This window comes from Tsuneonella rigui, from assembly GCF_003958625.1.
Classification (GTDB): domain Bacteria; phylum Pseudomonadota; class Alphaproteobacteria; order Sphingomonadales; family Sphingomonadaceae; genus Tsuneonella; species Tsuneonella rigui.
The window spans coordinates 444,216-469,394 of record NZ_RSEL01000005.1 but is presented as its reverse complement, the minus strand read 5'-3'; the positions used below and the strand labels follow the sequence as shown (position 1 = coordinate 469,394).

Annotated in this window: 27 protein-coding genes; 11 read left to right on the top strand and 16 right to left on the bottom strand. The window is 66.5% G+C overall.

Going from position 1 to position 25,179, the window contains the following annotated elements; all coding sequences use genetic code 11:
- Position 1: 1 nt before the first annotated feature.
- The 10 genes from ELY12_RS03025 to ELY12_RS02980 all read right to left on the bottom strand — a co-directional run bounded on the left by ELY12_RS03025 (position 2) and on the right by ELY12_RS02980 (position 7,322).
- Positions 2-1,021, bottom strand: coding sequence for a PhoH family protein (locus ELY12_RS03025; protein ID WP_126175213.1), 1,020 nt, complete (start codon positions 1,019-1,021; stop codon positions 2-4).
- A 91-nt stretch (positions 1,022-1,112) separates the two neighbouring features.
- Entirely contained in the window at positions 1,113-1,832 is a 720-nt protein-coding gene (locus tag ELY12_RS03020) for a hypothetical protein (RefSeq protein WP_164549384.1), read from the bottom strand.
- Positions 1,829-3,172, bottom strand: coding sequence for a tRNA (N6-isopentenyl adenosine(37)-C2)-methylthiotransferase MiaB (gene miaB, locus ELY12_RS03015; RefSeq protein WP_126175211.1), 1,344 nt, complete (start codon positions 3,170-3,172; stop codon positions 1,829-1,831). Before miaB ends, ELY12_RS03020 begins: the two co-directional genes overlap by 4 nt.
- Before the next feature lie 34 nt (positions 3,173-3,206).
- Entirely contained in the window at positions 3,207-3,959 is a 753-nt protein-coding gene (locus ELY12_RS03010; protein ID WP_126175210.1) for a lysophospholipid acyltransferase family protein, read from the bottom strand.
- Positions 3,959-4,381, bottom strand: a complete 423-nt coding sequence (locus ELY12_RS03005) for a Fur family transcriptional regulator (protein ID WP_126175209.1) — start codon at positions 4,379-4,381, stop codon at positions 3,959-3,961. Before ELY12_RS03005 ends, ELY12_RS03010 begins: the two co-directional genes overlap by 1 nt.
- Before the next feature lie 77 nt (positions 4,382-4,458).
- A complete protein-coding gene (locus tag ELY12_RS03000; RefSeq protein WP_126175208.1) occupies positions 4,459-4,896 on the bottom strand; it encodes a Ros/MucR family transcriptional regulator in 438 nt (145 codons plus the stop codon).
- A 144-nt stretch (positions 4,897-5,040) separates the two neighbouring features.
- Entirely contained in the window at positions 5,041-5,496 is a 456-nt protein-coding gene (locus tag ELY12_RS02995) for a GNAT family N-acetyltransferase (RefSeq protein ID WP_126175207.1), read from the bottom strand.
- On the bottom strand, positions 5,493-6,101 hold the full coding sequence (gene tsaB / locus ELY12_RS02990; RefSeq protein ID WP_126175206.1) for a tRNA (adenosine(37)-N6)-threonylcarbamoyltransferase complex dimerization subunit type 1 TsaB: 609 nt from the start codon (positions 6,099-6,101) through the stop codon (positions 5,493-5,495). The genes ELY12_RS02995 and tsaB overlap by 4 nt, the downstream gene beginning before the upstream one ends.
- A gap of 33 nt (positions 6,102-6,134) precedes the next feature.
- Entirely contained in the window at positions 6,135-6,740 is a 606-nt protein-coding gene (locus ELY12_RS02985; RefSeq protein ID WP_126175205.1) for a malonic semialdehyde reductase, read from the bottom strand.
- 3 nt (positions 6,741-6,743) lie between these two features.
- On the bottom strand, positions 6,744-7,322 hold the full coding sequence (locus ELY12_RS02980) for a NifU family protein (protein ID WP_126175204.1): 579 nt from the start codon (positions 7,320-7,322) through the stop codon (positions 6,744-6,746).
- A 108-nt stretch (positions 7,323-7,430) separates the two neighbouring features.
- Between ELY12_RS02980 and ELY12_RS02975 the strand changes: the two genes are divergently transcribed.
- Positions 7,431-10,370 carry a M16 family metallopeptidase gene (locus tag ELY12_RS02975; RefSeq protein WP_126175203.1) on the top strand — a complete coding sequence of 980 codons (2,940 nt, stop codon included), beginning with the start codon at positions 7,431-7,433 and terminating at the stop codon, positions 10,368-10,370.
- A 67-nt stretch (positions 10,371-10,437) separates the two neighbouring features.
- Positions 10,438-11,811 carry a class II 3-deoxy-7-phosphoheptulonate synthase gene (locus ELY12_RS02970; RefSeq protein ID WP_126175202.1) on the top strand — a complete coding sequence of 458 codons (1,374 nt, stop codon included), beginning with the start codon at positions 10,438-10,440 and terminating at the stop codon, positions 11,809-11,811.
- Here ELY12_RS02970 and ELY12_RS02965 read toward each other — a convergent pair.
- Positions 11,808-12,785: a quinone oxidoreductase family protein gene (locus tag ELY12_RS02965; RefSeq protein WP_126175201.1), complete on the bottom strand. Its 978-nt coding sequence runs from the start codon at positions 12,783-12,785 to the stop codon at positions 11,808-11,810. The two genes, ELY12_RS02970 and ELY12_RS02965, sit on opposite strands and share 4 nt — an antisense overlap.
- Positions 12,786-12,906: 121 nt before the next feature.
- Between ELY12_RS02965 and egtB the strand changes: the two genes are divergently transcribed.
- The 5 genes from egtB to trxB all read left to right on the top strand — a co-directional run bounded on the left by egtB (position 12,907) and on the right by trxB (position 17,698).
- Positions 12,907-14,139: an ergothioneine biosynthesis protein EgtB gene (gene egtB, locus ELY12_RS02960; RefSeq protein ID WP_126175200.1), complete on the top strand. Its 1,233-nt coding sequence runs from the start codon at positions 12,907-12,909 to the stop codon at positions 14,137-14,139.
- Positions 14,139-15,125: an L-histidine N(alpha)-methyltransferase gene (gene egtD / locus ELY12_RS02955; protein ID WP_126175199.1), complete on the top strand. Its 987-nt coding sequence runs from the start codon at positions 14,139-14,141 to the stop codon at positions 15,123-15,125. Before egtB ends, egtD begins: the two co-directional genes overlap by 1 nt.
- 45 nt (positions 15,126-15,170) lie before the next feature.
- Positions 15,171-15,839, top strand: coding sequence for a retropepsin-like aspartic protease family protein (locus ELY12_RS02950; RefSeq protein ID WP_126175198.1), 669 nt, complete (start codon positions 15,171-15,173; stop codon positions 15,837-15,839).
- Between the two features lie 22 nt (positions 15,840-15,861).
- Entirely contained in the window at positions 15,862-16,638 is a 777-nt protein-coding gene (locus ELY12_RS02945) for a tyrosine-protein phosphatase (protein WP_126175197.1), read from the top strand.
- Positions 16,639-16,711: 73 nt separating this feature from the next.
- On the top strand, positions 16,712-17,698 hold the full coding sequence (gene trxB / locus ELY12_RS02940) for a thioredoxin-disulfide reductase (RefSeq protein ID WP_126175196.1): 987 nt from the start codon (positions 16,712-16,714) through the stop codon (positions 17,696-17,698).
- On the opposite strand, the gene ELY12_RS02935 is transcribed toward trxB, so the two are convergent.
- From ELY12_RS02935 to ELY12_RS02925, 3 genes are all read right to left on the bottom strand, one after another.
- The gene (locus tag ELY12_RS02935; protein ID WP_126175195.1) at positions 17,695-18,138 is read right to left on the bottom strand and encodes an MAPEG family protein; all 444 of its coding nucleotides are present in this window, start codon (positions 18,136-18,138) and stop codon (positions 17,695-17,697) included. The two genes, trxB and ELY12_RS02935, sit on opposite strands and share 4 nt — an antisense overlap.
- Positions 18,135-18,581: an MAPEG family protein gene (locus ELY12_RS02930; RefSeq protein ID WP_126175194.1), complete on the bottom strand. Its 447-nt coding sequence runs from the start codon at positions 18,579-18,581 to the stop codon at positions 18,135-18,137. Before ELY12_RS02930 ends, ELY12_RS02935 begins: the two co-directional genes overlap by 4 nt.
- A 65-nt stretch (positions 18,582-18,646) precedes the next feature.
- Positions 18,647-19,618 carry a threonine ammonia-lyase gene (locus tag ELY12_RS02925; protein ID WP_126175193.1) on the bottom strand — a complete coding sequence of 324 codons (972 nt, stop codon included), beginning with the start codon at positions 19,616-19,618 and terminating at the stop codon, positions 18,647-18,649.
- A gap of 65 nt (positions 19,619-19,683) precedes the next feature.
- Between ELY12_RS02925 and ELY12_RS02920 the strand changes: the two genes are divergently transcribed.
- The 4 genes from ELY12_RS02920 to ELY12_RS02905 all read left to right on the top strand — a co-directional run bounded on the left by ELY12_RS02920 (position 19,684) and on the right by ELY12_RS02905 (position 23,794).
- Positions 19,684-20,895 carry a saccharopine dehydrogenase family protein gene (locus tag ELY12_RS02920; RefSeq protein WP_126175192.1) on the top strand — a complete coding sequence of 404 codons (1,212 nt, stop codon included), beginning with the start codon at positions 19,684-19,686 and terminating at the stop codon, positions 20,893-20,895.
- Positions 20,895-21,251, top strand: a complete 357-nt coding sequence (locus ELY12_RS02915) for a DMT family protein (RefSeq protein ID WP_126175191.1) — start codon at positions 20,895-20,897, stop codon at positions 21,249-21,251. Before ELY12_RS02920 ends, ELY12_RS02915 begins: the two co-directional genes overlap by 1 nt.
- Positions 21,251-22,423 (top strand): carboxynorspermidine decarboxylase, encoded by a 1,173-nt coding sequence (locus tag ELY12_RS02910; protein WP_126175190.1) that lies wholly within the window; start codon positions 21,251-21,253, stop codon positions 22,421-22,423. The genes ELY12_RS02915 and ELY12_RS02910 overlap by 1 nt, the downstream gene beginning before the upstream one ends.
- Before the next feature lie 165 nt (positions 22,424-22,588).
- Positions 22,589-23,794, top strand: coding sequence for an alanine racemase (locus ELY12_RS02905; RefSeq protein ID WP_126175189.1), 1,206 nt, complete (start codon positions 22,589-22,591; stop codon positions 23,792-23,794).
- Here the strand turns inward: ELY12_RS02905 and ELY12_RS02900 are convergent, their stop codons facing one another.
- A complete protein-coding gene (locus ELY12_RS02900) occupies positions 23,795-24,661 on the bottom strand; it encodes a TauD/TfdA dioxygenase family protein (RefSeq protein WP_126175188.1) in 867 nt (288 codons plus the stop codon).
- A 101-nt stretch (positions 24,662-24,762) separates the two neighbouring features.
- Positions 24,763-25,119, bottom strand: coding sequence for a hypothetical protein (locus ELY12_RS02895; protein ID WP_126175187.1), 357 nt, complete (start codon positions 25,117-25,119; stop codon positions 24,763-24,765).
- Positions 25,120-25,179 lie beyond the last annotated feature (60 nt).

The following is a 25,179-nucleotide window of genomic DNA, read 5'->3' as shown; positions in this document are numbered from 1 at the left end:
ATCAGGCGTCCGGCCCCTCATAGGCCTCGACGATCCGTCCGACGATCGGGTGGCGGACCACATCGGAGGCTTTGAAGCGGCTGACCGCGATGCCCTCCAGCCCCTCGAGCTTGTCGACCGCGTCGGCGAGGCCGCTCATGCGGTCGCCGCCGGGAATGTCGACCTGCCGCGGGTCGCCGCACACGACCATGCGGCTGTTCTCGCCGAAGCGGGTGAGGAACATCTTCATCTGTTCCCGCGTGGTGTTCTGCGCCTCGTCGAGGATGACGAAGGCATCGGCCAGCGTCCGCCCGCGCATGAAGGCGATCGGCGCGACCTCGATCACCCCACTGGCGATGTGCCGCTCGACCTGTTCGGGCGGCAGGCAATCGTAGAGCGCATCGTAGAGCGGGCGAAGATAGGGATCGACCTTCTCCTTCATGTCGCCGGGAAGGAAGCCGAGCTTCTCGCCCGCCTCGACCGCCGGGCGGCTGAGGATGAGGCGCTGGACACTGCCGGTGATGAGCTGGCTGACCGCCTGCGCCACCGCGAGATAGGTCTTGCCGGTGCCCGCCGGGCCGAGCGCGAAGATGATGTCCGCCGACGCCAGCTGGTGCATGTAGGGGATCTGCCCCGCGCTGCGCGGGACGATCGTCTTGCGCCGGGTGCGGATCATCACGCCGGGATTGTCGCCGCCGCCGCGGACGATGCCTTCGAGCGTCGGCTCGACCGACATCGCGATCATGCCCTCGATCGCGCCGGCTTCCAGTTCCTGTCCCGCTGCAAGCCGGTCGTACATCGCCTGCAAGGTGTCGCGGGCGCGGGCGACGGCGTCCTCGCTGCCCTCGATCTGCACCCGGTCGCCGCGGGCGGAGATGAACACGTCGAGCCGATTCTCAACCTGCACCAGGTTGGCGTCGAACTGTCCGAAGAGCGGCCCGAGCAGGCGCTGGTCCTGGAAAGTGATCTCGCTCCGCGCGCGGCGGCTGGCCACCGCCGGCATCGGAATTGCGCCATCGGCGCGGGCAGGTTTGCGGGCCATGCGCTCCTTTCGGGTCCAAGCGGCGAATCTAGGCGATGAGCGCTCGGTGGCAAGCTGGGGAAACGCGAAGTCGGTGCAAAAAGATCCGTGCTTAGCGGGCGTAGCGCAGCGTCACCAACGTCCGCGCATCGCCGTGCGCCGCCGGGTGGACGATGGTGCGGTAGTGCGCGGCGGCGAGGGTGAAGCGGTCATCGATCGCGAAGGCGACACCCGGACCGGCCTCGATCATCGAGGGGCCAAAGGCGTCGCCGCTGCGGCCGTTCACCTCTCCGCCCACGGACCAACGGTCGCCAAGCGCGCGGCTTACGACGAGCCCGCCGAAGCCGTAGTCGCCGCCGTCTTTCGGCGAGGCCAACATGATGCCACCGCCGCCGTAGATCGACCACTCGCCCCGGGTCACTCCCGCAAACAACGGCAGGGCAAGGCCCGCTTTGGTGCGCATGCGATCGTTGAACGGCACGACGATCGAGGGTTCGAACACCAGTCCGAGGCGTTTGCCCTGCTGGGGCACGAGCGCAATCTTGGCGTGGGCGGCCAGTTCGTCGACAGCGAATCGATCCGCGCCTCGCGACAAGGCGGCAACCGGCGCGGCGAAGCCGAGCTGCAGCCGATCGGTCACACCAAAGTCTGCGCTTGCTCCCGCCAGTACATGGTCGCCGCCCCGCTGCGTGATCGCGTCAAAGGTCACTGCGATCTCGAGGTGGCCCGGCTCGATCAGCCCCGGGTCGTCGGTAGTGAAGGGCACGTCTGCCAAGGAAGGCGCGGCCCAGAGACAAAATGTCCCGGCAACCAGAGGCCGCCAGCCGATCAAGCGGCGACGGCCATCTTTTTCCGGCCCTCGAGCGAATTGGGGCCGGCTTCGATCAGTTCGACCTCGACCATATCGCCGATCGCGTGATCGCCGTCGAACCAGACCGATTGCAGCCACGGCGATTTGCCGAGCCATTGGCCCGGCAGCTTGCCGCGTCGTTCGATCAGCACCGGAACGGTCTTGCCGACGCTCGCCTGGTTGAACGCGAGCTGGTCGCGATTGATCGCGGCCTGCAGGCGCTGGAGGCGAGGTTGCATCACTTGTGCGCTGAGGTGATTGTCCATCGACGCCGCCGGCGTGCCGGGGCGGGGCGAGTAGTTGAAGCTGAACGCCTGCGCATAACCGACCGTATCGACCAGCTGCAGCGTCTCCTCGAACTCCGCCTCGGTCTCGCCGGGAAAACCGACGATGAAATCGCCCGACACCGCGATGCCGGGGCGAGCGGCACGGAACCGCTCGATCAGCTTGAGGTAGCTGTCGGCGGTGTGGCTCCGGTTCATCGCCTTGAGGACGCGGTCCGATCCGCTCTGCACCGGGAGGTGCAGGAACGGCATTAACTTGTCGATCTCGCCGTGCGCGGCGATGAGGCCGTCGGTGACATCGGTCGGATGACTGGTCATGTAGCGAATTCGCTGCAAATCCGGTAGCTTGGCGATCGCTCTTATGAGTCCGTCGAGACCAATCGCGCGGCCGGCTTGATCCTCGCCCGACCATGCATTGACGTTCTGTCCGAGCAGCGTGATCTCGCACGCGCCGGCCTCGACCAGTTTCTCCGCTTCGGTCACCAGGTCCTTGAACGGGCGGGAAATTTCCGCACCGCGTGTATAGGGCACCACGCAATAGGTGCAGAACTTGTCGCACCCTTCCTGCACCGTCAGGAAGGCGCTCGGGCCGCTGCGGCGGCGGGCGGGCAGGGCATCGAACTTCGCGATGGGCGGCATGTCGGTGTCGCTTGCCCGCTCTCCGCGCAGCGCCTGCTCGAGCATCGCCGGCAAGCGGTGATAGGCTTGCGGGCCGACGACCATGCTCACCGCCGGTGCCCGGCTCATGATCTCTTCGCCCTCGGCCTGCGCGACACAACCGGCGACGGCGATCAGCGGCCGGCGTCCGGCCTCATCACCGGCCTTCACCAAGCGGCCGATGTCAGAGTAAACCTTCTCCGCGGCCTTCTCGCGGATGTGGCAGGTATTGAGGACGACTAGCTCGGCATTCTCACCCTCGGGCGCGGGCGCAATACCTTGGGCGCTGAGCAGATCGGCCATCCGCTCGCCGTCGTAGGCGTTCATCTGGCAGCCGAAGCTTTTGACCCGAAAGGTCTTGGGTGGCGTCACGGGAGGCATGGGCCGCGCCGGTATCCGAAAACGCCGCGCGAGGCTAGGCGCCCATCGCCGCGAGGATCTGCATGCGGGCAGCGGCGGAGATCGCCTTGCGGTCCGCCAGCGCACCGTCTGCCAGCGGCGACAGGAAGATCAGCGTGAGCCGCACCGGACGCAGCCGCGCGAGGATTCGCTTGAAGTTGTCGAGGCCATGCTCCTCGCCCACCCACGCGATCCGGGCGGCATCTTCGTAGGCCAGCAGCACCGGCTGGACCACAGCGCCGGGCGGCAGCGGATCGAGCGCCGAAAGCAGCGAGGATTTGAACGGCAGCAACCCAGTCCCGTCGCTGGTCGTGCCCTCGGGAAACAAGGTCAACGCGCCGCGCTCGGCCATCGCCGCGCGCACCTGCTGCACCTGCTGGGTAATGCTCGCGCGGTCGTGGCGGGCGATGAACACCGTGTCGTTCATCTCGCACAGCCACTTGAGGAACGGGAAGGCCGCCAGCCCGTCGTGCGCCACGAATGCGCTGCCGGTGGCGTGGGCCAACGCGGGGATGTCGAGCCAACTTACGTGGTTGGCCAGCAGCAGCGCGCCCCTTTCCGGGCGCCCATCGACTCGCAGGTGAAGCCCCGCGATCATGCCGATGCCGGAGAGGAACACCCGCGGCCACCAGCGGCCGAGCCGGAGCGTGCGCCAGATCAGGTGCAGCGGCGTGCACACCACCAGCAGCAGGATCATCAAAAGCAGGCGAAAAACGATTAGCCCCCAGCCGAGCGGACGAATGCGCGGGACGGGCAGCGCGTGCGCCATCACTCCTCGCGGTCGAGCCGGACCCCGTAGAGCTCCATCCGGTGATCGACGAGGCGGTAGCCGAGCTTGGCGGCGATCTGGCGCTGCAGCGCTTCGAGCTCGGGATCGACGAATTCGATGACCTTGCCGGTTTCGACGTCGATCAAGTGATCGTGATGCGCTTCCGGCGCCGCTTCGTAGCGTGCGCGCCCGTCGCCGAAATCATGGCGGTCGAGGATCCCTGCCTCTTCGAACAGGCGCACCGTGCGATAAACCGTCGCGATCGAGATCTTGGGATCGATATCGGCGGCGCGGCGGTGGAGCTGCTCGACGTCAGGATGATCGTCGCTCTCCGACAGCACGCGCGCGATCACGCGCCGCTGTTCGGTGATACGCAGGCCGCGCTCGGCGCATAGCTGTTCGAGATCGATAGGTTGGTGCAACGGTGCTTCCGGCAAGGACAATGTCCCGGAGCCTATCGCCCCGGGACATTGTTCTCAAGCCTGCGCTTGGCCTGGCGTTAGGCCTTTTTCTTGCGGCCGCGCTTCTGACCGGGCTTGCGGCCGAGGCCGATCTTCACCGCCAGATCGCGCCGGGTCTCGGCGTAATCGGGCGCGACCATCGGGTAGTCCGCGGCAAGACCCCAGCGCTGGCGATAATCGTCCGGCGTCATGCCATGCTCGGTCATCAAGTGACGCTTGAGCATCTTCATCTTCTTGCCGTCTTCCAGGCAGACCAGATGGTCGCGCTTGACCGAAGCGCGGACGGAAACCGCCGGTTCGGGACGCGCCTCTTCGACCGGTGCCGAACCACCGAGCCCGGCGAGCGCGCCGTACACGGTCGAGATCAGGGTCGGCACTTCGTCTACCGAGAGCGTGTTGTTGCTAACGTGGGCGGCGACGATGTCGGATGTGAGCGTTATCAGCATCTCCGACATGTCGGTTTCGATGGTTTCCATTTGTAAAAAGCCTCTTGCGATCGATACTTTTGTGCGGGCGACCCACTCATACCTTCCGCAGTTGTTGCGTGGAGGAATTCCGTTGGGAATACAAGGGGAGTATCGAGCTATACTGCGCTCTTTTCTATCCCGTGCAGTTACGGGTCACAATGCGCAGGCAAATGTAATCGCATCGATTTTGGTGCCGTCGGGCAGTCCATAATAATCGCGCCGTCGGCCGATAGGTTCGAAACCAATCGAACGATAAAGCGGCGCGGCGGGATTATTGTAGCGCATTTCGAGGAACACGCGCTCGGCTCCGCGCTCGCGGGCGTCGTCGAGGACTTGTTCGAGCAGGCGCCGTCCGATGCCGCGATTCCGGCTTTCGGGGGCGACGCCGATCAGCAGCAGTTCCTCCTCACCGGGGGCCGCACGGACGAGGGTAAAGCCGGCCGCCGGAGCTCCGATATCTGGTGGCTGCCCATCCGCGGCGAGCAGACGGAAATGGGTGTGCGGAAAGGCAAGCGAGTCGCTCACTTGCCGACGGTTCCAGGCCTCGCCCCAGGCCGGGTCGAACGCGGCGTCCATCACCGCCATGATCCGGTCGAGGTCGTCGCTCATCCCGGCAACCGCGCGTCGGGACCGCGCCCGTAGATTGGCGCCACCGCTGGCGTCAGGGTGTCCGGTGGCAGGAGATTGGCGCGAGAGGCGTCGGGCAGCAGGAAGTGCCCGTCGCGGTTCCCGATGAGCGCCGTGAATTCCGGAGCTTGGGAGCCGGCAAGCGGCAGTCCGCGATCTTGAGCGACCGCCGCGTACGGCGACAACGAAACTGCCGGACCCGCAGCGCTATCGCCAGCGAAGTGCTGCACGAACCATTCGCCGTGGCCTCCGGTCATGCACACCGTTACCGCGGGCCAGTCGAAATCGGCGCGCGCCATCGCCGCGACGAGCGACAGCGTGGGATAGCCGAGCACTTCGGCGCTCCAAGCGAACCCCAGCGCCTTAGCGGTGGCGACGCCGATGCGAACGCCGGTGAAACTGCCGGGCCCGAGCGAAACCAGGATGCGCTGCGCTCGGCCGCGAGCGGGCAGGGCCGCAATCATCGGCACGAGCTTCTCGGCATGACCGCGCCCGAGCACCTTGTGCGCGGCATCGATGACGGTCTCGCCGTCAAACAGCGCGACCGAACAGGCCTCGGTCGCGCATTCGATCGCCAGGGTCCGCATCGTCCGCGCCGATGCACGGAGCGCGCCGCCGGGTCAAATAATGCGGTTGAACTTGTCGAAATCGGGACGCGGGCTCCGCTCGAAGATCGAGGCGGGATCGCCATAGCCGACCGAGCAGATGAAGTTTGAGCGCACGCGCGGTTGATCTGCGAAGAACTCGGCATCGACGCCCGCGTTGTTGAACCCCGACATCGGACCGGTATCGAACCCGAGCGCCCGGCAGGCGATGATGAAATAGGCGCCTTGCAGCGACGAATTGCGGAACGCGCCTTCGGTGCGCAGCGGCTCATTGCCCTCGAACCAGCTCTTGGCGTCGGTGTGCGGGAACAGCCACGGCAATTGCTCATGGAAATCGATATCGTAGCCGATGATCGCGGTCACCGGCGCTTGCCGGATCTTGTCGGGGTTGGTTCCGCCGGCGAGGCTAGCCAGCTTCTCCTTCGCTTCGGCGGACTTCACCCACACGATCCGGGCCGGAAGCATGTTGGCGGAGGTCGGGCCGAATTTCAGCAGGTCCCAGATCGCGCGGAGCTGCTCGTCGCTGACGGGCTTGTCGAGCCACCCGTTGTAGGTACGCGCTTCGCGAAAAATCTGGTCGAGCGCCGCGTCGCCCAGCGGCTCGTGAAACTGCCTGGTCATGCTTCAGGCCGCGCGAACTTCGGTGACCTCGGGAATGTAGTGCTTCAGCAGCCCCTCGATCCCGTGCTTGAGCGTGGCGGTCGAGGAAGGGCATCCGGAGCAGGCGCCCTGCATCTGCAGGTGTACGATTCCGTCGCGGTAGCCGCGATAGACGATGTCGCCGCCGTCGTTGGCGACCGCGGGACGAATGCGGCTCTCGAGCAGCTCGTGAATCTGCGCCACGATGTCTGCGTCGGCCGGGTCTTCTTCGACCGTCAGTGATTCTTCGGCCGGCACCGCGATGCCGCTCGCCCCGCCGCCGACGAACAGCGGCGCGCCCGACACGAAGTGGTCGAGCAGGACCGAGACGACCTGCGGCTTGAGCTGGCTCCAGTCCGTGCCCGGTGCGGCGGTTACCGATACGAAGTCGCCACCCAAAAATACGTTCGTGACCTCGCCGGTATCGAACAGCGCCTGCGCCAGCGGGCTCGCCTCGGCGGCTTCCGGATCGGTGAATTCGCGAGTGCCGGCGGGCATGACCTGACGACCCGGCAGGAACTTGAGCGCGGCCGGATTGGGGGTGGTTTCGGTCTCGATGAACATGCCGCGCATGTAGGGCGAGGGGGGCAGGAGAACAAGTTGGTCGGACGGTCACGGTTTCTTGTCGGGCATTCACTATCCCTTCACTTGGCGGCCCCCTATAGCCGCCCCATGACCTTGCTTCCGCGTGCCGTCCGGCACCTCGCGCCGCTGCTCCCTCTAATCCTGCTGGCTTCGCCGATCCCGGCGCAGGACAAGACCGCCGCGCCCGAGCCCAAGTCGCTGCAGACAGGCAACGTCACGCCCTGGATCTACAAGGGCAGCGACGTTCCGCGCGACAAGGAATGGCTGTTCGGCGAAATGTCCAACGGCCTGCGCTATGCGGTGCGCAAGAACGGCGTGCCGCCGGGCCAAGTCTCGATCCGGGTGCGCATTGATGCCGGCTCGATCCACGAGACCGACGCCGAGCAGGGCTTCGCGCACCTGATCGAGCACATGACCTTCCGCGAGAGCAAGTACCTCGCCGATGGCGCCGCGATCCCCACTTTCCAGCGCCTGGGCGCCACCTTCGGCAGCGACACCAACGCCGAGACCTCGCCGACCCAAACGGTATACAAGCTCGACGTGCCCGACGCGACGCCGGCGAAGTTGGAAGAGGTGTTCAAGCTCCTGTCCGGCATGATCGAGGCGCCCACGCTATCGGCCAAGGGCTTGTCGGAAGACCGCCCGATCGTGCTCGCCGAGAAGCGAGAGCGCGGCGCCGCGGCGCAGCGCGTGGCGGAGGAAAGTCGCAAGACCCTGTTCGCCGGCCAGCGACTCGCGAACCGCCTGCCGATCGGCACCGAGGAAACGCTCAACGCGGCGACCGCCGAGTCCGTCCAGGCGTTCCACAAGCGCTGGTATCGCCCTGAAAACGCCGTCGTGGTCGTCGCAGGCGACACAGACGCGCGCACGCTGGCTTCGCTCGTCGAAAAGTACTTCGGCGACTGGAAGGGCGTCGGCAAGCACGTCCCCGCGCCCGACTTCGGCGATCCGAAAGCGCCGGTGGGCGCCGACCCGGCGAACCCGGTGGGCGAAACGCAGGTGCTGGTCGAGCCCGACCTGCCGCGCAACCTGACCTACGCAGTCATGCGTCCGTGGCGGCCGGTCAACGACACGATCGTCTATAACGAGGGTCTGCTGCTGGATTCGCTCGCGCAGTCGATCATCAACCGCCGGCTGGAAGCGCGTGCACGGGCGGGTGCTTCGTACCTCTACGCGCAGGTGAACCAGGAGGATGTCAGCCGCACTTCGGACGGCACCTTCGTCACCTTCGCGCCGCTCACCGACGACTGGAAATCGGCGCTGACCGATGTGCGCGCGGTGATCGCCGATGCGCTGGCCGAGCCGCCGACGCAGGAGGAAATCGACCGCGAGATGGCCGAATTCGACGTGGCGTTCGCCAGCTCGGTGGAGCAGCGCGCGGTCATGGCGGGGTCGAAGCTGGCGGACGACGTGGTGCAGGCGGTCGACATCCGCGAGACCGTCGCCGCGCCGGAAACGGTGCTCACCGTGTTCCGCGGGATGAAGGACCAGTTCACCCCTGCCAATGTGCTGAAGCACACTCGCTCGCTGTTTTCGGGGCCGGTGATCCGCTCCGTTTATGTGACGCCGAATGCGTCCGAAGCGACCGCCGCTGATCTGCGCGCGGCGCTGCTTGCCCCCGTCACCGCGGACAGCAGCGCACGCCTCACCGCCAAGTCAATTTCGTTCGCAGATCTGCCGGCGATCGGCACCCCGCAGCAGCCGTCTTCGGTCGCGCCGCTGGGCGTGCTCGACATCCAACGGGTGGTCTTCCCCAACGGTACCACCGCCTTGTTGTGGGCCAATAATGGCGAGCCTGGCCGCGTGACGGTCAAGGCGCGCTTTGGATCGGGCTGGCGCGCGTTCAGGCCCGAGGATGCGGTCTACGCGAAGCTCGGCGAGGCCGCGCTCGTGGGATCGGGTGTCGGCGAACTCGGCCAGGAAGAGCTCGACCGCATCAGCACCGGCCGCAAGATGGGCTTCGACTTCGCGATCGACGACGGCGTTTTCACCCTGACGGCGCAGACCCGCGCCGCTGACCTCGCCGACCAGCTCTACCTGTTCGCGGCCAAGCTCGCGATGCCGCGGTGGGATGCCAATCCGGTCATCCGCGCCAAGGCGGCGGCGAAGCTCGCCTACGAGAGCTACGCCGCGAGCCCTAGCGGCGTCCTCGAACGCGACCTGCAGTATCAGCTCTACGCCCGCGACCCGCGCTTCGCGACGGCCGACCCGGCGCAGCTCGACGCGGCGACGCCCGAGGGCTTCCGCCGGGTGTGGGAACCGCTGTTGAAGCAGGGTCCGGTCGAAGTGCTCGTGTTCGGCGACTTCAAGATGGCCGATGCGCTCGACGCGATGAGCAAGTCGTTCGGTGCCTTGCCCGAGCGCGAGCCGATCCCCGCCGCTGCCTTGGCACGGCAGGTCACGGTGGCCGGACCGGGCGAGCCGACGGTGCTCTACCATCGCGGCGACGCCAACCAGGCCGCGGCGGTGGTTGCCTGGCCGAGCGGGGCCGGGGTCCCGGGGCTGCCGGAATCGCGTCAGCTGCAGATCCTCACCGACCTGTTCAACAACCGCCTGCTCGACGAGATGCGCGAGCGAACCGGGGCCAGCTATGCGCCGCAAGTCGGGAGCGATTGGCCGGAAGATATCTCCAGCGGCGGTTCGATCTCGGCGATCGCGACGGTGCGCCCCGAGGACGTGCCGGCGTTCTTCGCGGCGACCGAGAAGATCGCGCACGAGCTCGCGACCACGCCGCCCACCGCCGACGAACTCGCGCGCGTGACCGAGCCGCTCAAACAGTCGATCAGCCGCGCCTCGACCGGCAACACTTTCTGGCTGTGGCAACTGGAGGGCGCGAGCACCGATCCGCAGCGGGTCAGCCTGCTGCGCTCGCTGCTGACCGACTACACGCGGACCACTCCGCAAGCGATGCAGGCCCTGGCGGCGAAATACCTTGCCGCGCGGCCGCCGTTCCGGTTGGCGGTGATCCCGCAAGGGCAGCAGCTGGCGACGCGGGTGCCAGCGACAACCGCCGGGGCCTCGCGCTAAGCGAGCTTGCGCTGCGCCAAGTTTAACCCGCTTTGCGCTGCAGGTGCGAAGCGACTAGGACTCGGGAGTGGCACAGGAATGGACCCCCGATAGCTGGCAGGCGTGCGAAGCGCGCCACCTGCCCGAATACCTCGACCGCGCGGCGCTTGCCGATGCGGAGGCGACATTGTCGCACTATCCGCCGCTGGTGTTCGCCGGCGAAGCGCGCGCGCTGAAGGCCGATCTCGCGGAGGTGGCCGATGGGCGCGGGTTCCTGCTGCAGGGCGGCGACTGCGCCGAAAGCTTCGCCGAGTTCCATCCCAACAACATCCGCGACACCTTCCGCGTGCTGCTGCAGATGGCCGTCGTCCTGACCTTCGCCAGCAAACGGCCGGTGGTGAAGGTGGGCCGGATGGCCGGCCAGTTCGCCAAGCCCCGCAGCGCGCCGACCGAGACGCAAGGCGAGGTCACACTGCCGAGCTACCTCGGCGACAATATCAACGGGATCGAGTTCACGCCCGAGAGCCGCGCCAACGATCCGGCGCGCATGGTCCGCGCCTATTCGCAGGCGGCGGCCACCCTCAACCTGCTGCGCGCGTTTGCCGGCGGCGGGTACGCGAACCTGCGCCAGGTGCACCGCTGGACGCTCGATTTCATGGGCCGCACGCCGTGGGCGGACAAGTTCAAGGACGTGGCGGACCGGATTGGGGAATCGCTCGATTTCATGGAAGCGTGCGGGGTCAATCCCGAGACCTTGCCGCAGCTTGAGCGGACCAGCTTCTACACCAGTCACGAAGCGCTGCTGCTACCCTACGAGCAGGCGCTGACCCGGCGCGACAGCCTGACCGGCGATTGGTACGACTGCTCCGCCCACATGGTGTGGATCGGCGACCGCACCCGTTTCCCCGGCAGCGCGCACATCGAATTTTGCCGCGGGATCGGCAACCCGCTCGGCATGAAGTGCGGGCCGAGCCTCGCGCCTGACGACCTTATCCGCCTGCTCGACGTGCTCAATCCGGGCCGCGAGCCGGGCCGGATGACGCTGATCAGCCGCTTCGGCGACGACAAGGTCGAGAGCGGCCTGCCGCCGCTGGTCCGCGCGGTCGCGCGCGAGGGACACCCGGTGGTGTGGAGCTGCGACCCGATGCACGGCAACGTCATCAAGTCGAACAGCGGCTACAAAACGCGCCCATTCGACCGCATTCTGCGCGAGGTGAAGGGCTTCTTCGCAGTGCACCGCGCCGAAGGCACGCATGCGGGCGGCATCCACATCGAGATGACCGGGCAGGACGTGACCGAATGCGTCGGCGGCGCGGTGGCGATCAGCCACGAGGCGCTCGGCGACCGCTATCATACGCACTGCGACCCGCGTTTGAATGCCGCACAATCGATTGAACTTGCCTTCCTGCTCGCCGAAATGCTGAACCTAGAGGCGAGCGCGGGGCAGACCGCGGCCGCCTAAGGCAAAAGCAGCGTCGAACCGACTGTCTTGCGCGCCTCCAGATCGCGGTGCGCCTGCTCGGCCTGGTCGAGCGGGTAGGTCTGGCCGATCTCGACCTTGACCTTGCCGCTGCCGAGCATGTCCCACAGCTTCGCCGCACCCTCGGCGCGTTCGGCGGGTTCGCGGTAATAGTCGAACAGGGTCGGTCGGGAGACGAACAGCGATCCGGCTGACGCTAGCGACCCCAGGTTCACGCCGGTGACGGGGCCGCTCGCGTTGCCGAAGCTGGCGATGATCCCGCGCCGTCCGGTGGCTTTGAGCGAGGCTTCCCAGGTTGCCTTGCCCACGCCGTCGTAGCTCGCGCGAACGCCGCGGCCCTCGGTGATCGCGCGGACTTGCTCGGCTAGGTCAGTCGCTCCCGCATCGACCGCATGCTCGGCTCCGAGCGAGCGGGCGAGGTCGCACTTCCCTTCGCTGCCGGCAGTGGCGATAACCCGCACTCCGCGCGCGACTAGCCACTGGACGAGCAGCTGTCCCACCCCGCCGGCCGCCGCGTGGACCAGGGCCCACTGGCCCTCGGCGAGAGGAGCGACCCTCTCGGCCAGCATCTCGGTGGTCAGACCCTTGAGCAGCACTGCGGCCGCGGTCCGGAGGTCGATGTCCGCAGGCACCGCGAACAGTTCTGCGGCCGATACAATCTGCGCGTCGGCATAGGCGGCCCGGCTGGGGCCGAACGTCGCCACCCGATCGCCGGCCGCCACGCCCTCGACGCCATCGCCGATTGCCTCGACAACGCCCGCGGCCTCGAGCCCCAGGGTCGCCGGCATCGCAAGCGGGTAAAGGCCGGAGCGGTGATAGGTATCGATGAAATTGAGCCCGATCGCCTCATGCCGCAGCAGCGCCTGGCCCGGCCCCGGCGCAGGCAGCTCCACCTCGCGCCAGCGGATCGCCTCGGGGCCGCCAGGGGCGTCGATATAGGCCTGCCGTGTGCGCATCGCGGATCTCCTTCGCGCCGGAGCTAGGCGTTCTCGCAGGCCAGACAAGCGCGATTAGTCTTTCACCGGCAACCTAAGTTAGACATGTTCGTTGTGGACTGACGCGACCGGGAGAACATTCGTGCCCCAGCCCAGCAAGCGCGCAGCGGCGCGGACCGGCGACCTGCGGGATGCCTTCCGCGCGACCCGCGCGCTGAGCGAGGCTCTCGTCGCCCCGCTGAGCGAGGCCGATGCGACGATCCAGTCGATGCCCGACGCCAGCCCGGCCAAGTGGCACCTCGCGCACACGACGTGGTTCTGGGAGACCTTCCTGCTGCGCGACCACCGGGCGAACTACCGGCTGTGGCGCGAGGATTGGCCGTACCTGTTCAATTCCTACTACGAAGGCGAGGGCGAGCGGATTGCGCGCGACCGGCGCGGGATGCTGTCGCGGCCTGCACTCGACGAGATCGTAGCGTGGCGGCGTCATGTGAGCGAGGCGATGGAGCCGCTCCTCGACCGGCCCGAGCTCGCCGCACTGATCGAGCTCGGCATCGCGCACGAGCAGCAGCATCAGGAACTGCTGCTGACCGACATCAAGCACGCGCTGTTTCAGAATCCCCTCGGGCCGGCGATGTGGCACGCCACCCCTGCACGCGCTACGCAGCAACCTGAGGAATCTTGGTACGAACATCCCGGCGGGATCGCGCTGATCGGCCACGACGGCGGCGGCTTCGCCTTTGACAACGAAGGCCCGCGCCACCGCGTGCTGCTCGAACCGTTTGCGCTGGCCGGGCGGCTGGTGACCAACGCAGAGTGGCAAGCGTTCATCGACGACGGCGGCTATCGCGCTGCGAGCCTGTGGCTGTCGGACGGTTGGGCCTGGGTCCAATCCGAAGGGATCACGGCGCCGCTCTATTGGCGTGACGGCGAGAGTTTCACTCACTCCGGCTGGCAGGCGCGCGACCCAAACGCTCCGGTGTCACACCTCTCCTACTTTGAAGTCGATGCCTTCGCGACCTGGGCCGGAGCGCGGTTGCCGACCGAGTTCGAGTGGGAAGCGATCGCCCAGGGGCACGATCCCGAAGCGGGCAATCAACTCGACGATGCATCACCGCCGCTGCCTATCGGCGGCACCGAGCTGTTCGGCGACTGCTGGCAATTCACCCGCTCGGCTTATCTCCCCTATCCACGCTTCCGCGCCGCCGACGGCGCGGTTGGCGAATACAACGGCAAGTTCATGAGCGGCCAGGTCGTACTCAAGGGCGCGAGCTGCGCCACGGTGCGCGGCCAATCCCGCGCCTGCTACCGCAATTTCTTCTACCCCCACCAGCGCTGGCAGTTCACTGGCCTTCGTCTGGCGAAGGACCTCTGATGGCGGCGGAGCAGGGCCTCAGCCTGGTCGATCTCGACGAAGACGGCGTCGACACCAAGTTTCGCGCCGACGTCCTCCAGGGACTATCGGAACCGCAGAAGGCGATCCCCGCGCGCTGGTTCTACGACGATGCCGGGTCGCAGCTGTTCGAGGACATCACCCAGCTTCCCGAATACTACCCGACCCGCGCCGAGACCGAGATCCTGACCGACCGCTGCGCCGAATTCCGCGAACTGATCGGTACACGCCGCGCGGTGGTGGAATTCGGCTCCGGCAGCTCGGTCAAGACGCCGCTACTACTGGGGTGCATCGACCCTGCAGCATATGTGCCGCTGGATATCTCGGGCGATTTCCTGCGCGCATCGGCCGAGGCGCTTTCGACGCAGTTCCCGGGCCTGCCGGTCTATCCCGTCGAGGCCGACTTCATGCGCCGGGTCGAGCTGCCCTCCGAAGTCGCCACGCTGCCCAAGCTCGGTTTCTTCCCCGGCTCGACCATCGGCAACATGGTGGCACGCACCGCGGTCGACCTGTTGCGCACGATGCGGGCGACATTGGGCGAGAGCAGTCAGCTCCTCATCGGCATGGACCTGATCAAGGACCCGGCGGTGCTGAAAGCGGCTTACGACGATGCCCAGGGCGTAACCGCCGCGTTCAACCTCAACCTCGCCGAGCGGATCAATCGCGAGCTTGGCGGCACTATCCCGGTCGATGCCCTCCGTCATGTCGCCCGCTGGAACGACGACTACGCGCGGATCGAGATGCACCTCGAGGCCATCCGGCCGATCGCGTTCGAGGTCTCCGGACGCCGGTTCACGATGGCCGCGGGCGAAACCATTCACACCGAAAACAGCCACAAGTTCTCCCGGCGCAGCAGTAACACCCTGTTGCTCGCGGGCGGATGGACTCCCCGACGTCGCTGGCTCGACAGCGCGGAGCGATTTTCGCTGATCCTTGCCGATGCGACCGTGCCGCGCAGCGCGCCCTGATCGCGGTCATGGCGGGTAAAGGCGCGATGGGTTAGAGCGGTGGTCATGGACCTGCATGCTATCTGGCAAGGGATCAGCAACCTCATCGGAGAGGTTCCGCAGTCGAACCTGCTGATTATCACGGTAGCCGCGGTTGCCGGGAGCATGATCGGCACCGCCCTTGCACGCCGGAACGTCGTGTTCGGACGCTTCCTCGCGACAACCAGTACGCTCGCGCTCGCGGGCATCCTGGTGCTCGTCGTGCTGCAGGTGGCGCGTTTCAATCCTCGCGTGGATGTCGCCGTTCCGGAGTTCGGATTGCCCGAGCAGACTGTCGCCGGGGACGAGACGCGGGTGAAGATGGCGGCGGACGGGCATTACTGGATCAAGGCGTCGATCAATGGCACCACCGCGCCGTTCCTGGTCGATACCGGCGCGACGCTCACCGCGGTCTCCGTCGCGACGGCCGACCGCGCCGGGCTCAAGCCGCGTGCGGGCGGGGTGCCGGTGCGCATCTCCACCGCGAACGGGACGGTCTCGGCTGACCTGACGACGATCGACACGCTCAAGTTCGGCAATGTGAAGGCGAGCGGCCTCGATGCGGTGATCGCGCCCAACATCGGCCCGACGAATGTGATCGGCATGAACCTGCTGTCGCGGCTCGCGTCGGTGCGGATCGAGGGGGAGACGCTGATCTTGGTGCCGCATCACCCGCAGCCGGTTGCTTCGCAGTAACGCGGCTGGCAGGGGCGGGCCGATGACCAGCCCGTTCCATCCCCCGCTCACCGGCGTCCACAACTTCCGCGACTACGGTGGCTATCAGGCCGATGGCGGCATGGTGCCGAAGGGGCTGCTCTATCGCTCCGGCCATCACGTGAAGGCGACCGACGAAGACCTCGAAGCGCTGCGCGCGCTCGACATCCGCACGGTGATCGACCTGCGCGGCATCACCGAGCGCGAGGCCAACCCTTGTCGGCGGCACGAGGGGTGGGAAGGCGAAGTCATCGGCTACGAGGGCGAGACCACCAGCAGCCCGCCGCACATGGACATCGGCCCGGAAGTGACTTTCGTCGACTTCGCGCGCGACCGGATGCTGGCGGTCTACACCCGCATGCCCGAGAACCCCGCGATGCACACGATGTTCGGTCGCTACCTCAACGCGCTCGCCGAACGCGACGGGGCGAGCCTGGTTCATTGCTTTGCGGGCAAGGACCGGACCGGGATCGCGGCGATGCTGCTGTTCCATATCCTCGGCGTGTCGGAGGAAGACCAGCGCGCCGAATACCTCCTCACCAACGCCGCGCCGACGCTGGCTGTGCTGCGCGCGCAATCAGTGCCGAAGATGGAAGCCAGCATCGGCCGCAAGATGGATGAAGCCTCGATCCGCGCCTATCTCGAAGTGCACGAGGATTATCTCGAGCGGTTCCACGAGACGGTGCGCGCCAAGAGCGGCTCGCTCGATGCCTGGTTGGCCTACGTGATCGGTGTGGACGACGCCTTGCGCCAGCGCCTGCGCGCCAAATACATCGTCTGACGGGGATAGCCGAGCGGTCCGACTCGATTATCGGGCGCCGCGCACCTATCTCGCGCCTCTGACGGAGGAATACATGGCTACCCATAAGACGCGCATGCTCATCATCGGCTCGGGCCCCGCGGGGCTCTCGGCGGCGATCTACGGCGCGCGCGCGATGATGGAGCCGATCGTGGTGCAGGGGCTGCAGCCCGGCGGGCAGCTGACGATCACCACCGATGTCGAGAACTATCCCGGTTTCCGCGACGTGATCCAGGGCCCGTGGCTGATGCAGGAGATGCAGGCCCAGGCCGAGCATGTCGGCACGCGGATGATGTGGGACACGATCGTCCGCGTCGATCTCGCGAACGGCTCACCGTTCCGCGCCTACGGCGACAGCGGCGACGTGTACGAAGGCGATACGCTGGTGATCGCCACCGGTGCACAGGCGAAGTGGCTCGGCGTGCCGGGCGAAATGGATCTGGGCGGCAAGGGCGTCAGCGCCTGCGCGACCTGCGACGGGTTCTTCTACCGCGGCAAGAAAGTCGCTGTGATCGGCGGCGGCAACACCGCCGTCGAGGAAGCGCTCTACCTCACCAACCACTCCGACGACGTGACCCTGATCCACCGCCGCGGGGACCTGCGCGCGGAGAAAATCCTGCAGGACCGCCTGTTCAAGCACCCGAAGATCAAGGTGCTGTGGAACCAGGTCGTCGAGCGGTTCGAGGGCGACCCTGCGGCGGGCGGCCTCACCCACCTCGTACTCAAGGATGCGCAGACCGGGGCGCTCAGCGATTTCCATTGCGACGGCGCGTTCGTCGCCATTGGACACGCGCCCTCGACCGAGCTGTTCAAGGGCCAGCTCGAAACCGACGCCAGCGGCTACCTGATCGTCGAGCCGGGCACTCCCAAGACCGCGATCCCGGGCGTGTTCGCGTGCGGCGACGTGATGGACCACACCTACCGCCAGGCGGTCACCGCCGCCGGCACCGGCTGCATGGCCGCGCTCGATGCGGAGCGGTTCGTGGCCGGCCTGTCGATCGACTTGGCCGGCCACGCCGAGAAGGCCGAAGCCGCGGCCTAGGCCAGGTCGAACACCGTCATCGCCGCGTGCACGATCAACATGATCAGCGCGAGGCTCGACAGCGAGAACAGCAGGAAGCGGACCATCACCTTGTTGACGGTCGCCTGCCAGAGCGAGTGGAGCACCCGTAGCGCGACGTAGACCCACGCGATCGTTGCGTTGAGGCCGTCGCCCTGGCCGACTATCGCCAGCACCAGCGCCACCGCGTAGAACACCGTCGGCGCTTCGTGCAGGTGATTGTAATTGTGCGCCTTCCACTGCGTGCGCGGCTCGATCAGGTCGTCGAGCTTGGCGCCGGTCCAGCCGACATCGGCATTGGGACCGCCGTCCTTGGGCAGCTTGTTGATCGCGGGAATCCGAGTCGCGTACATCCAGATCCACATCAGCATCGTCCACGCCAGCAGCGCGACGACGGGCTTCAGGATTTCCATGCCAATCATTGGATCACCATCGGGTCAGCAAACAGGGTGAGCGAAAGCGCGCGGATGGTGAGCACCACCAGCGCTATCGTGTAGAGCGAGAACAGCACGAAGCGGATCGACACCACATTGACCAGCGCCTGCCACAGCGAGTGGACGATGCGCAGCGCGACGTAGATCCACGCCACCAGCACGCTCGTTGGATCGGGGCCCAGCAGCGCGATGATCAGGCACACCGCGTAGAACAGCGTCGGCTGCTCCACGAGGTGCGAGTAGTTGTGCGACTTCCAGTTGATCCGGTCGTCGATCACGCCTTCCAAATCCTGGCCGCGGCCGCCCGGCTTGGCGTTCTTGAGCCCGCCCAACTTGCTGAGCGCGGGCAGGCGAGAGCCTGCGGTCCACGCCAGCATCACCAGCGTCCACGCCACCAGCACGGCGGCGGGCGCGAGCATTTGTGCCTGCATCGATTATCCCCCTCAATCGACCCGGCGAGAAACTGCGCCGAGGAGGGGTGGATGTCAAACCGGCGTCAGTCGGTGCTGGTGATGACTTTCGCGAAGGATTCGGCGTCGGTGTTGCCGCCGGTGAGCATGATCACGGTATGCTCATCGAGCGCGACCTTGCCCGCGAGCGCGGCGGCGAGCGCGGCGGCCCCGCCGGGTTCGACCACCAGCTTGAGGTTGGCAAAGGCGAAACGCTGGGCGTCGCGGACCTCGGCATCGGTAACGGTCACGCCCGGCTCGGAGCGGCCCGCGAGGACATCGAGGTTGATCTGCTTGGTCGCGAGCGGCTGCAAGGCGTCGCACACGGTGACAGGCCCGTCGGTGATGGCGCGAATCTCGCCCGCAGCGACCGACTGGCCGACCGTGTCCCAGCCCTCGGGCTCGACCGGAATAATGGCGCTGTCGGGGCAAGCGAGCGATAGGCCGGCGGCCAGCCCACCGCCGCCGGCCGGTGCAGCAATCCGGCTGGGCTGGCGGCCGAGTTGTTCAGCGATTTCGATCCCCGCGCTGCCCTGGCCCTCGATCACCCACGGATCGCCGAAGGCGTGGGCCAGGACCGCGCCGCGCTCCTCGATCAACCGCGCGGCAACGGCATCGCGGTCCTCGCGGGGTCGTTCGTAGATCACCACTTCGGCGCCGAGCGCGCGGGTGGCGTCGAGCTTCACCTGCGGCGCGTTGTGCGGCATCACGATGGTGGCGCGAATGCCCAGCTTCCGCGCGGCCCACGCGATCCCTTGCGCGTGGTTGCCGCTCGACACCGCGACCACCCCGCGCGCCCGTTCCTCGGGCGTCATGTCACTCAGTCGGTGCCACCCGCCGCGAATCTTGAACGAGCCGATCGGCTGCAGGTTCTCCGCCTTGGCCCACAGCCGCACGTCACCGATCTGGAGCGGCAACAGCGGCGTCCGCGACAGGATCGCCGCGATCTTCTCGGCGGCGCGGAGCACGCCCTCGCGGGTGGGCTGGCGGGCCGTGTCAGTGGGGGTTTCGCGAAACATTCGCTCCGACTAGTGCGTTCGGCATTCAGCGCCAATGGCGCTTCGCAAAAGTTCTCGGAGTCAGCATGTCGACAGTTCTGGTAATCGGTGCGGGCGGGGTCAGCTCGGTCTGCGTTCACAAGATGGCGATGAACGCGGAGATTTTCTCCGACATACATCTCGCCAGCCGCACCAAGTCGAAGTGCGACGCGATCGCCGCGAGCGTCAAGCAGCGCACCGGTCAGGTCGTGCAGACTTATTCGATCGACGCCGAGGAAGTGCCGGCGATGGTCAACCTGATCCGCCAGGTGCAGCCCAGCCTCGTGGTCAACCTCGCGCTGCCGTACCAGGACCTGCCGATCATGGACGCGTGCCTGGAGGCGGGCGTAAACTACCTCGACACCGCGAACTACGAGCCCAAGGACGAGGCGAAGTTCGAATACAAGTGGCAATGGGCCTACCACGACCGCTTCAAGGAGAAGGGCCTGATGGCACTGCTCGGCTCGGGCTTCGATCCGGGCGTGACATCCGTGTTCACGATGTGGCTCAAGAAGCACAAGCTGAAAACCATCCGCCAGCTCGACATCCTCGACTGCAACGGCGGCGACCACGGTCAGCACTTTGCCACCAACTTCAATCCCGAGATCAACATCCGCGAAGTCACCGCGCCCGCCCGCCATTGGGAAAACGGCGAGTGGGTTGAGACGCCGGCGATGCAGGTGAAGACGGAGTTCGACTTCGAAGCGGTCGGCAAGAAGAACGCCTATCTGATGTATCACGAGGAACTGGAGAGCCTCGCGAAGTTCGTGCCCGAGCTGGAGCGCGCCCGGTTCTGGATGACGTTCGGAGATGCTTACATCACGCACCTCACCGTGCTGCAGAATGTGGGCATGACCTCGATCGAGCCGATCCGCTACCAAGGCAAGGAGATCATCCCGCTGCAGTTCCTCGCCGCCGTGCTGCCCAAGCCCGAGACGCTGGGCGAGACGACCAAGGGCAACACCAACATCGGGGTAATCGCCACCGGCGAGGCGCTCGACGGGTCGGGCGAGAAGACGTTCTACATCAAGAACATCTGCAGCCACGAAGCCGCCTACGAGGAGACCGGCAACCAGGCGGTCAGCTACACCACCGGCGTGCCGGCGATGATCGGCAGCGCGATGCTGGTGACCGGCAAGTGGGCGAGTGACGGCGTGTTCAACATGGAGCAGATGGACCCCGATCCGTTCATGGACATGCTGAACTCGGAGGGCTTGCCGTGGACGCTGGAGGAACTGAGCGGACCGGTCGACTTCTGATGGACCCGCGCCTGGCCGCGATCGCGCCGATCGGGCTGCTTGCCTTGTCGGCGACGGTGATGAACGTGGCGTGGTATTGGCACCTCAAGACGCCGAGCCGTCCGCTGCTGGCCGCCGTCGCGCTGAGCTGGCTGATTGCGCTGGGTGAGTATGCGCTGATGGTGCCGGCCAACCGGATTGGCGCGCAGACCTACTCGCTGGCGCAGCTCAAGACGATTGCCGAGGTGTGCTCGCTGATCGGCTTCGTCTTCGTCGCCTGGGTAGTGTTCGGCCAGAAGCCGGTGCCGAGCCAGCTCGCCGGGTTCGCCCTGATCGCCACGGGCGCGATCCTTGTCTTTCGCGGAGCATCGATCTGATGGAAACCAGAGCCGGCGATCCGGGGGCCTTCGCCCACTTCGACCTCGAACGCGTCGATAGCCCGGCGTTTGTTGTCGACGCGGCGAAGCTGCGTTCCAATCTGCAGATCCTTGCCGACCTACGCGATGCGGCGGAGGTGAAGGTCCTCGCCGCGCTCAAGGCGTTCAGCATGTGGTCGGTCGCGCCGATCATCGGCGAGTATCTCGACGGCGTGTGCACCAGCGGGCTGTGGGAAGCGCGGCTGGCGAGCGAGTTCTACGACGGCGAGATCGCGACTTACTGCGCGGCGTACAAGCCCGAAGAGCTCGCCGAGGTATGCCGCCTCTCCGACCACGTGATCTTCAATTCGCCCGGCCAACTCGGACGCTACCGCCCGATCCTCGATGCGGCGCGCGCGGCGGGGCAGGATTTTGACGTCGGCCTGCGCATCAATCCGCTATGCCCGTGCGGCGAGGTTCCGCGCTACGACCCGTCCAGCCCTGGCAGCCGGCTCGGCTTCCCGATGGACCAATTGACGCCCGAGATCATGGAGCAGGTCGACGGGATTCACTTCCACAACTTGTGCGAGCAGGACTTCGAACCGCTGCGCCGCACCTGGGACAGCGTGTTCGACACGATCGAGCCGTGGTTCGGCGAATTGAAATGGATAAACATGGGCGGCGGCCACCACATCACTCGCGCCGATTATCAGCGCGAGGAGCTGGTCGAGTTCCTCAAGGACGCCAAGGAGGATACCGGCGCCGAGATCTACCTCGAGCCGGGCGAGGCGGTTGCGCTCGACGCCGGCATCCTCGTCGGCACGATCCTCGATTCGCACTGGAACGGGCTGCCGGTGGCGATCACCGACATTTCCGCCACCTGTCACATGCCCGACGTGATCGAGGCGCCCTATCGCCCCGCCATGCTGAACGAGGCGGGGGAGGGCGAGCCGATCCGCCTCGGCGGGCCGTCTTGCCTCGCCGGCGATGTGATCGGTGATTACCGCCTAGCCGTGCCCAACGAGCAGGGGGAGCGCTTCGCGTTCCTCGATCAGGCGCACTATTCGATGGTGAAAACCAATACTTTCAATGGCGTACAGCTACCCTCCATCTGGCTGTGGGACAGCGAAAGCGATTCGCTCGAGCAGGTGAAGGCGTTCGGCTACGAGGACTTCCGCGACCGGCTCAGCTGACCCCGCCGTGCGCCCGGTCCGTCCGCCCCAGGGTTGTATCCACAGGGTCCGTTTTTCACTTGCGGTTCACGCGCTGGGTTTTATAGGCGCACCCCGCAGCCCCAAGGGGACTTCCTAAACCGCAAGGCTGCCTCGTTCAAACTTACCGTTTGGGGGTCCCTTGAGTTGCACCATCATCCTGACGCCCGGTCTGTAGTTCGCGCCCTCGCGCCGGACGAACCGGTCATCCTCAATCGCCCGCACGCTGCTGCGCGCGCTGCCCGCTTCTTCACCGAGAAGTTTCCGGGCAAGTCGCTCTATGCGGTGAAAGCCAACCCCTCGCCTGAGCTGTTGCAGGTGCTGTGGGATGCCGGGGTGACGCACTTCGATGTCGCCTCGATCGCCGAAGTGCGCCTGGTACGCGGCACGCTGCCGCAAGCCGAGTTGTGCTTCATGCACCCGGTGAAGACCGCCAAGGCGATCCGCGAGGCCTATTTCGATCACAGCGTAAAGACCTTCAGCCTCGATACCATCGAGGAGCTGGAGAAGATCGTCGAGGCGACGACGGCTGAAGACGGCACCGCAGCTTCCGACCTGCGCCTGCTGGTCCGCCTGCGCGTGTCGTCCGAATATTCCGAGCTGAGCCTCGCCGCCAAGTTTGGCTGCGACCTCGCCGATGCCGCCGAGCTGTTGCAGGCGACCCGCCAGCATTGCGACTGGCTGGGCGTGTGCTTCCACGTCGGCAGTCAGGCGATGACGCCGTTCGCTTACGTCCAGGCGCTCGAGCGCGTGCGCGCCGCGGTGGCCGAGGCTTCGGTGGTGATCGACGTGGTCGATGTCGGCGGAGGCTTCCCGAGCGACTACCCCGGCATGGAGCCGCCGCCGCTCGAGGATTATTTCGCGATCATCCACCGCCACTTCGAAGCGCTGCCGATCGCCTACAACGCGGAGCTGTGGTGCGAGCCCGGCCGCGCGCTTTGCGCCGAGTATTCCTCGTTGATCGTGCGCGTCGAGAAGCGCCGCGGCGAAGAACTCTACATCAACGACGGCGCCTACGGCGCGCTGTTCGACGCCGCGCACATCGACTGGCGCTTCCCGGTTTCGGCGCTGGAGGACGACCTCACCCAGCCGCTCGCCGAATTCTCGTTCTACGGCCCAACCTGCGACGATGCCGACTACATGAAGGGGCCCTTCATGCTGCCGGCCGACATCCAGGCCGGCGACTATATCGAGATCGGCATGCTCGGCGCCTATGGCGCGGCGATGAAGACCGGCTTCAACGGCTTCGGCAACGCCGAGCAGATCGTGGTCGAGGACGAGCCGATGGCGAGCCTCTACCGCGGCGACCGCGTCGACCCGCGCGCCAGCGACAACGTCGTCAGCCTGCGCTGATCAATCCATGGGCGGCCGGTAGAACGGCCGGTCGCCCGCGATGGTCACTCGCTCCATCACCCGCCGGGCGGGAAAATAATCGCTCGCCGCGAAGTGCTGGCACAGCCGGTTGTCCCAGAACGCGATCGAACCCGGCTGCCAGCGGAAGCGGCACTGTATTTCCGGATCGGCAGCGGTCGCGAACAGGTGGTCGAGGAGCCAGCGGCTTTCCTTCTCGCTCGGCCCCTCGATGTGGCTGGTGAAGGCGGTGTTGACGTAGATCACCGGCAACCCGCTCTCGGGATGCGTGCGGACCACCGGATGACGCATCGGCGGATATTGCTCGTGCAGCTCTTCGGGGCGCTTGTTCAGCCGTTTGGCGAACACTCGGGCGATGTCATGCACCGCTGTTCGGTCCTCGATGAAGCGCTTCATTGACACGCTCAGGCGCTCGTAGGCGAGGTGCATGTTGGCAAATAGCGTGTCGCCGCCGACCTCCGGCACCTCCACCGCGCGCAGGATCGAGCCGAGCGACGGCTTCTCCCGCCAGGTCACATCCGAGTGCCACGCATTCTCCTGCCCCCGGCTGTCGGGCCCGTGCGCAATGCGCAGGATCTCACGGTTGAGCTGGTCTTTCGGCGTCGCGGGATGGATCTCAAGCTCGCCGAACTCTCGCGCAAATGCGATGTGCTGTTCGGCAGTAAGGTGCTGATCGCGAAAGAAGATCACACCGTATTTCAGCAATGCCGCGCGGATTTCCGGGATGCGGTCGGCGATGTCGGGCGCGCCCAGATCGATGCCCAGGATCTCGGCGCCGATGGCGGGCGTCATCGGGCGGATGTTGAGCGACGACGCTTCCTGCGGACGCTCCGGAGCGGTGGTGGCCATCGGATATTCTCCTTCGGCCACAGGTTGCGCTCACCGAGCGCGCCGCGTCAATGGCGCAGGAAGGAAGCCCCGCGACGCCGTTGCCGCGGGGCCGGCTTGTTTTACTTGGGCTTCTTGCTCGTCGGCGGATTGGTGTGGGCCGTAGTCTTGTGATCGACGGTCGTAGTGTGCATCCCGTCGGCCGCGGTGGTGCGGGTGACCGTATTGGTGTTGCCGCTGGGCGTCGTCACCGACTGCGTCCGCTCCACGCTGGTGTCGACCGACGTCGTGCCGTCGGCGAGCGGCGTAGTGGTCGTCGTCGTGGTCGTGGACCGGGTGACATCGGCGCCGTTGCCGTTGGCGGTGGGCGTCGTGGTCGTGACGGTGGTGTCGGTCGTCGGCGCCGGCACGTCTTGCGCAAAGGCGCCCGCGCTAAGCATGAGAGCGCCAAAGGCGGCAGCAGCGAAAATCGGCTTCATCGGGTCTCTCTCCATTGCGCCGGCGTCCTGCCGGCGGTGGAGGGGCCGCGTCTGGCCGCG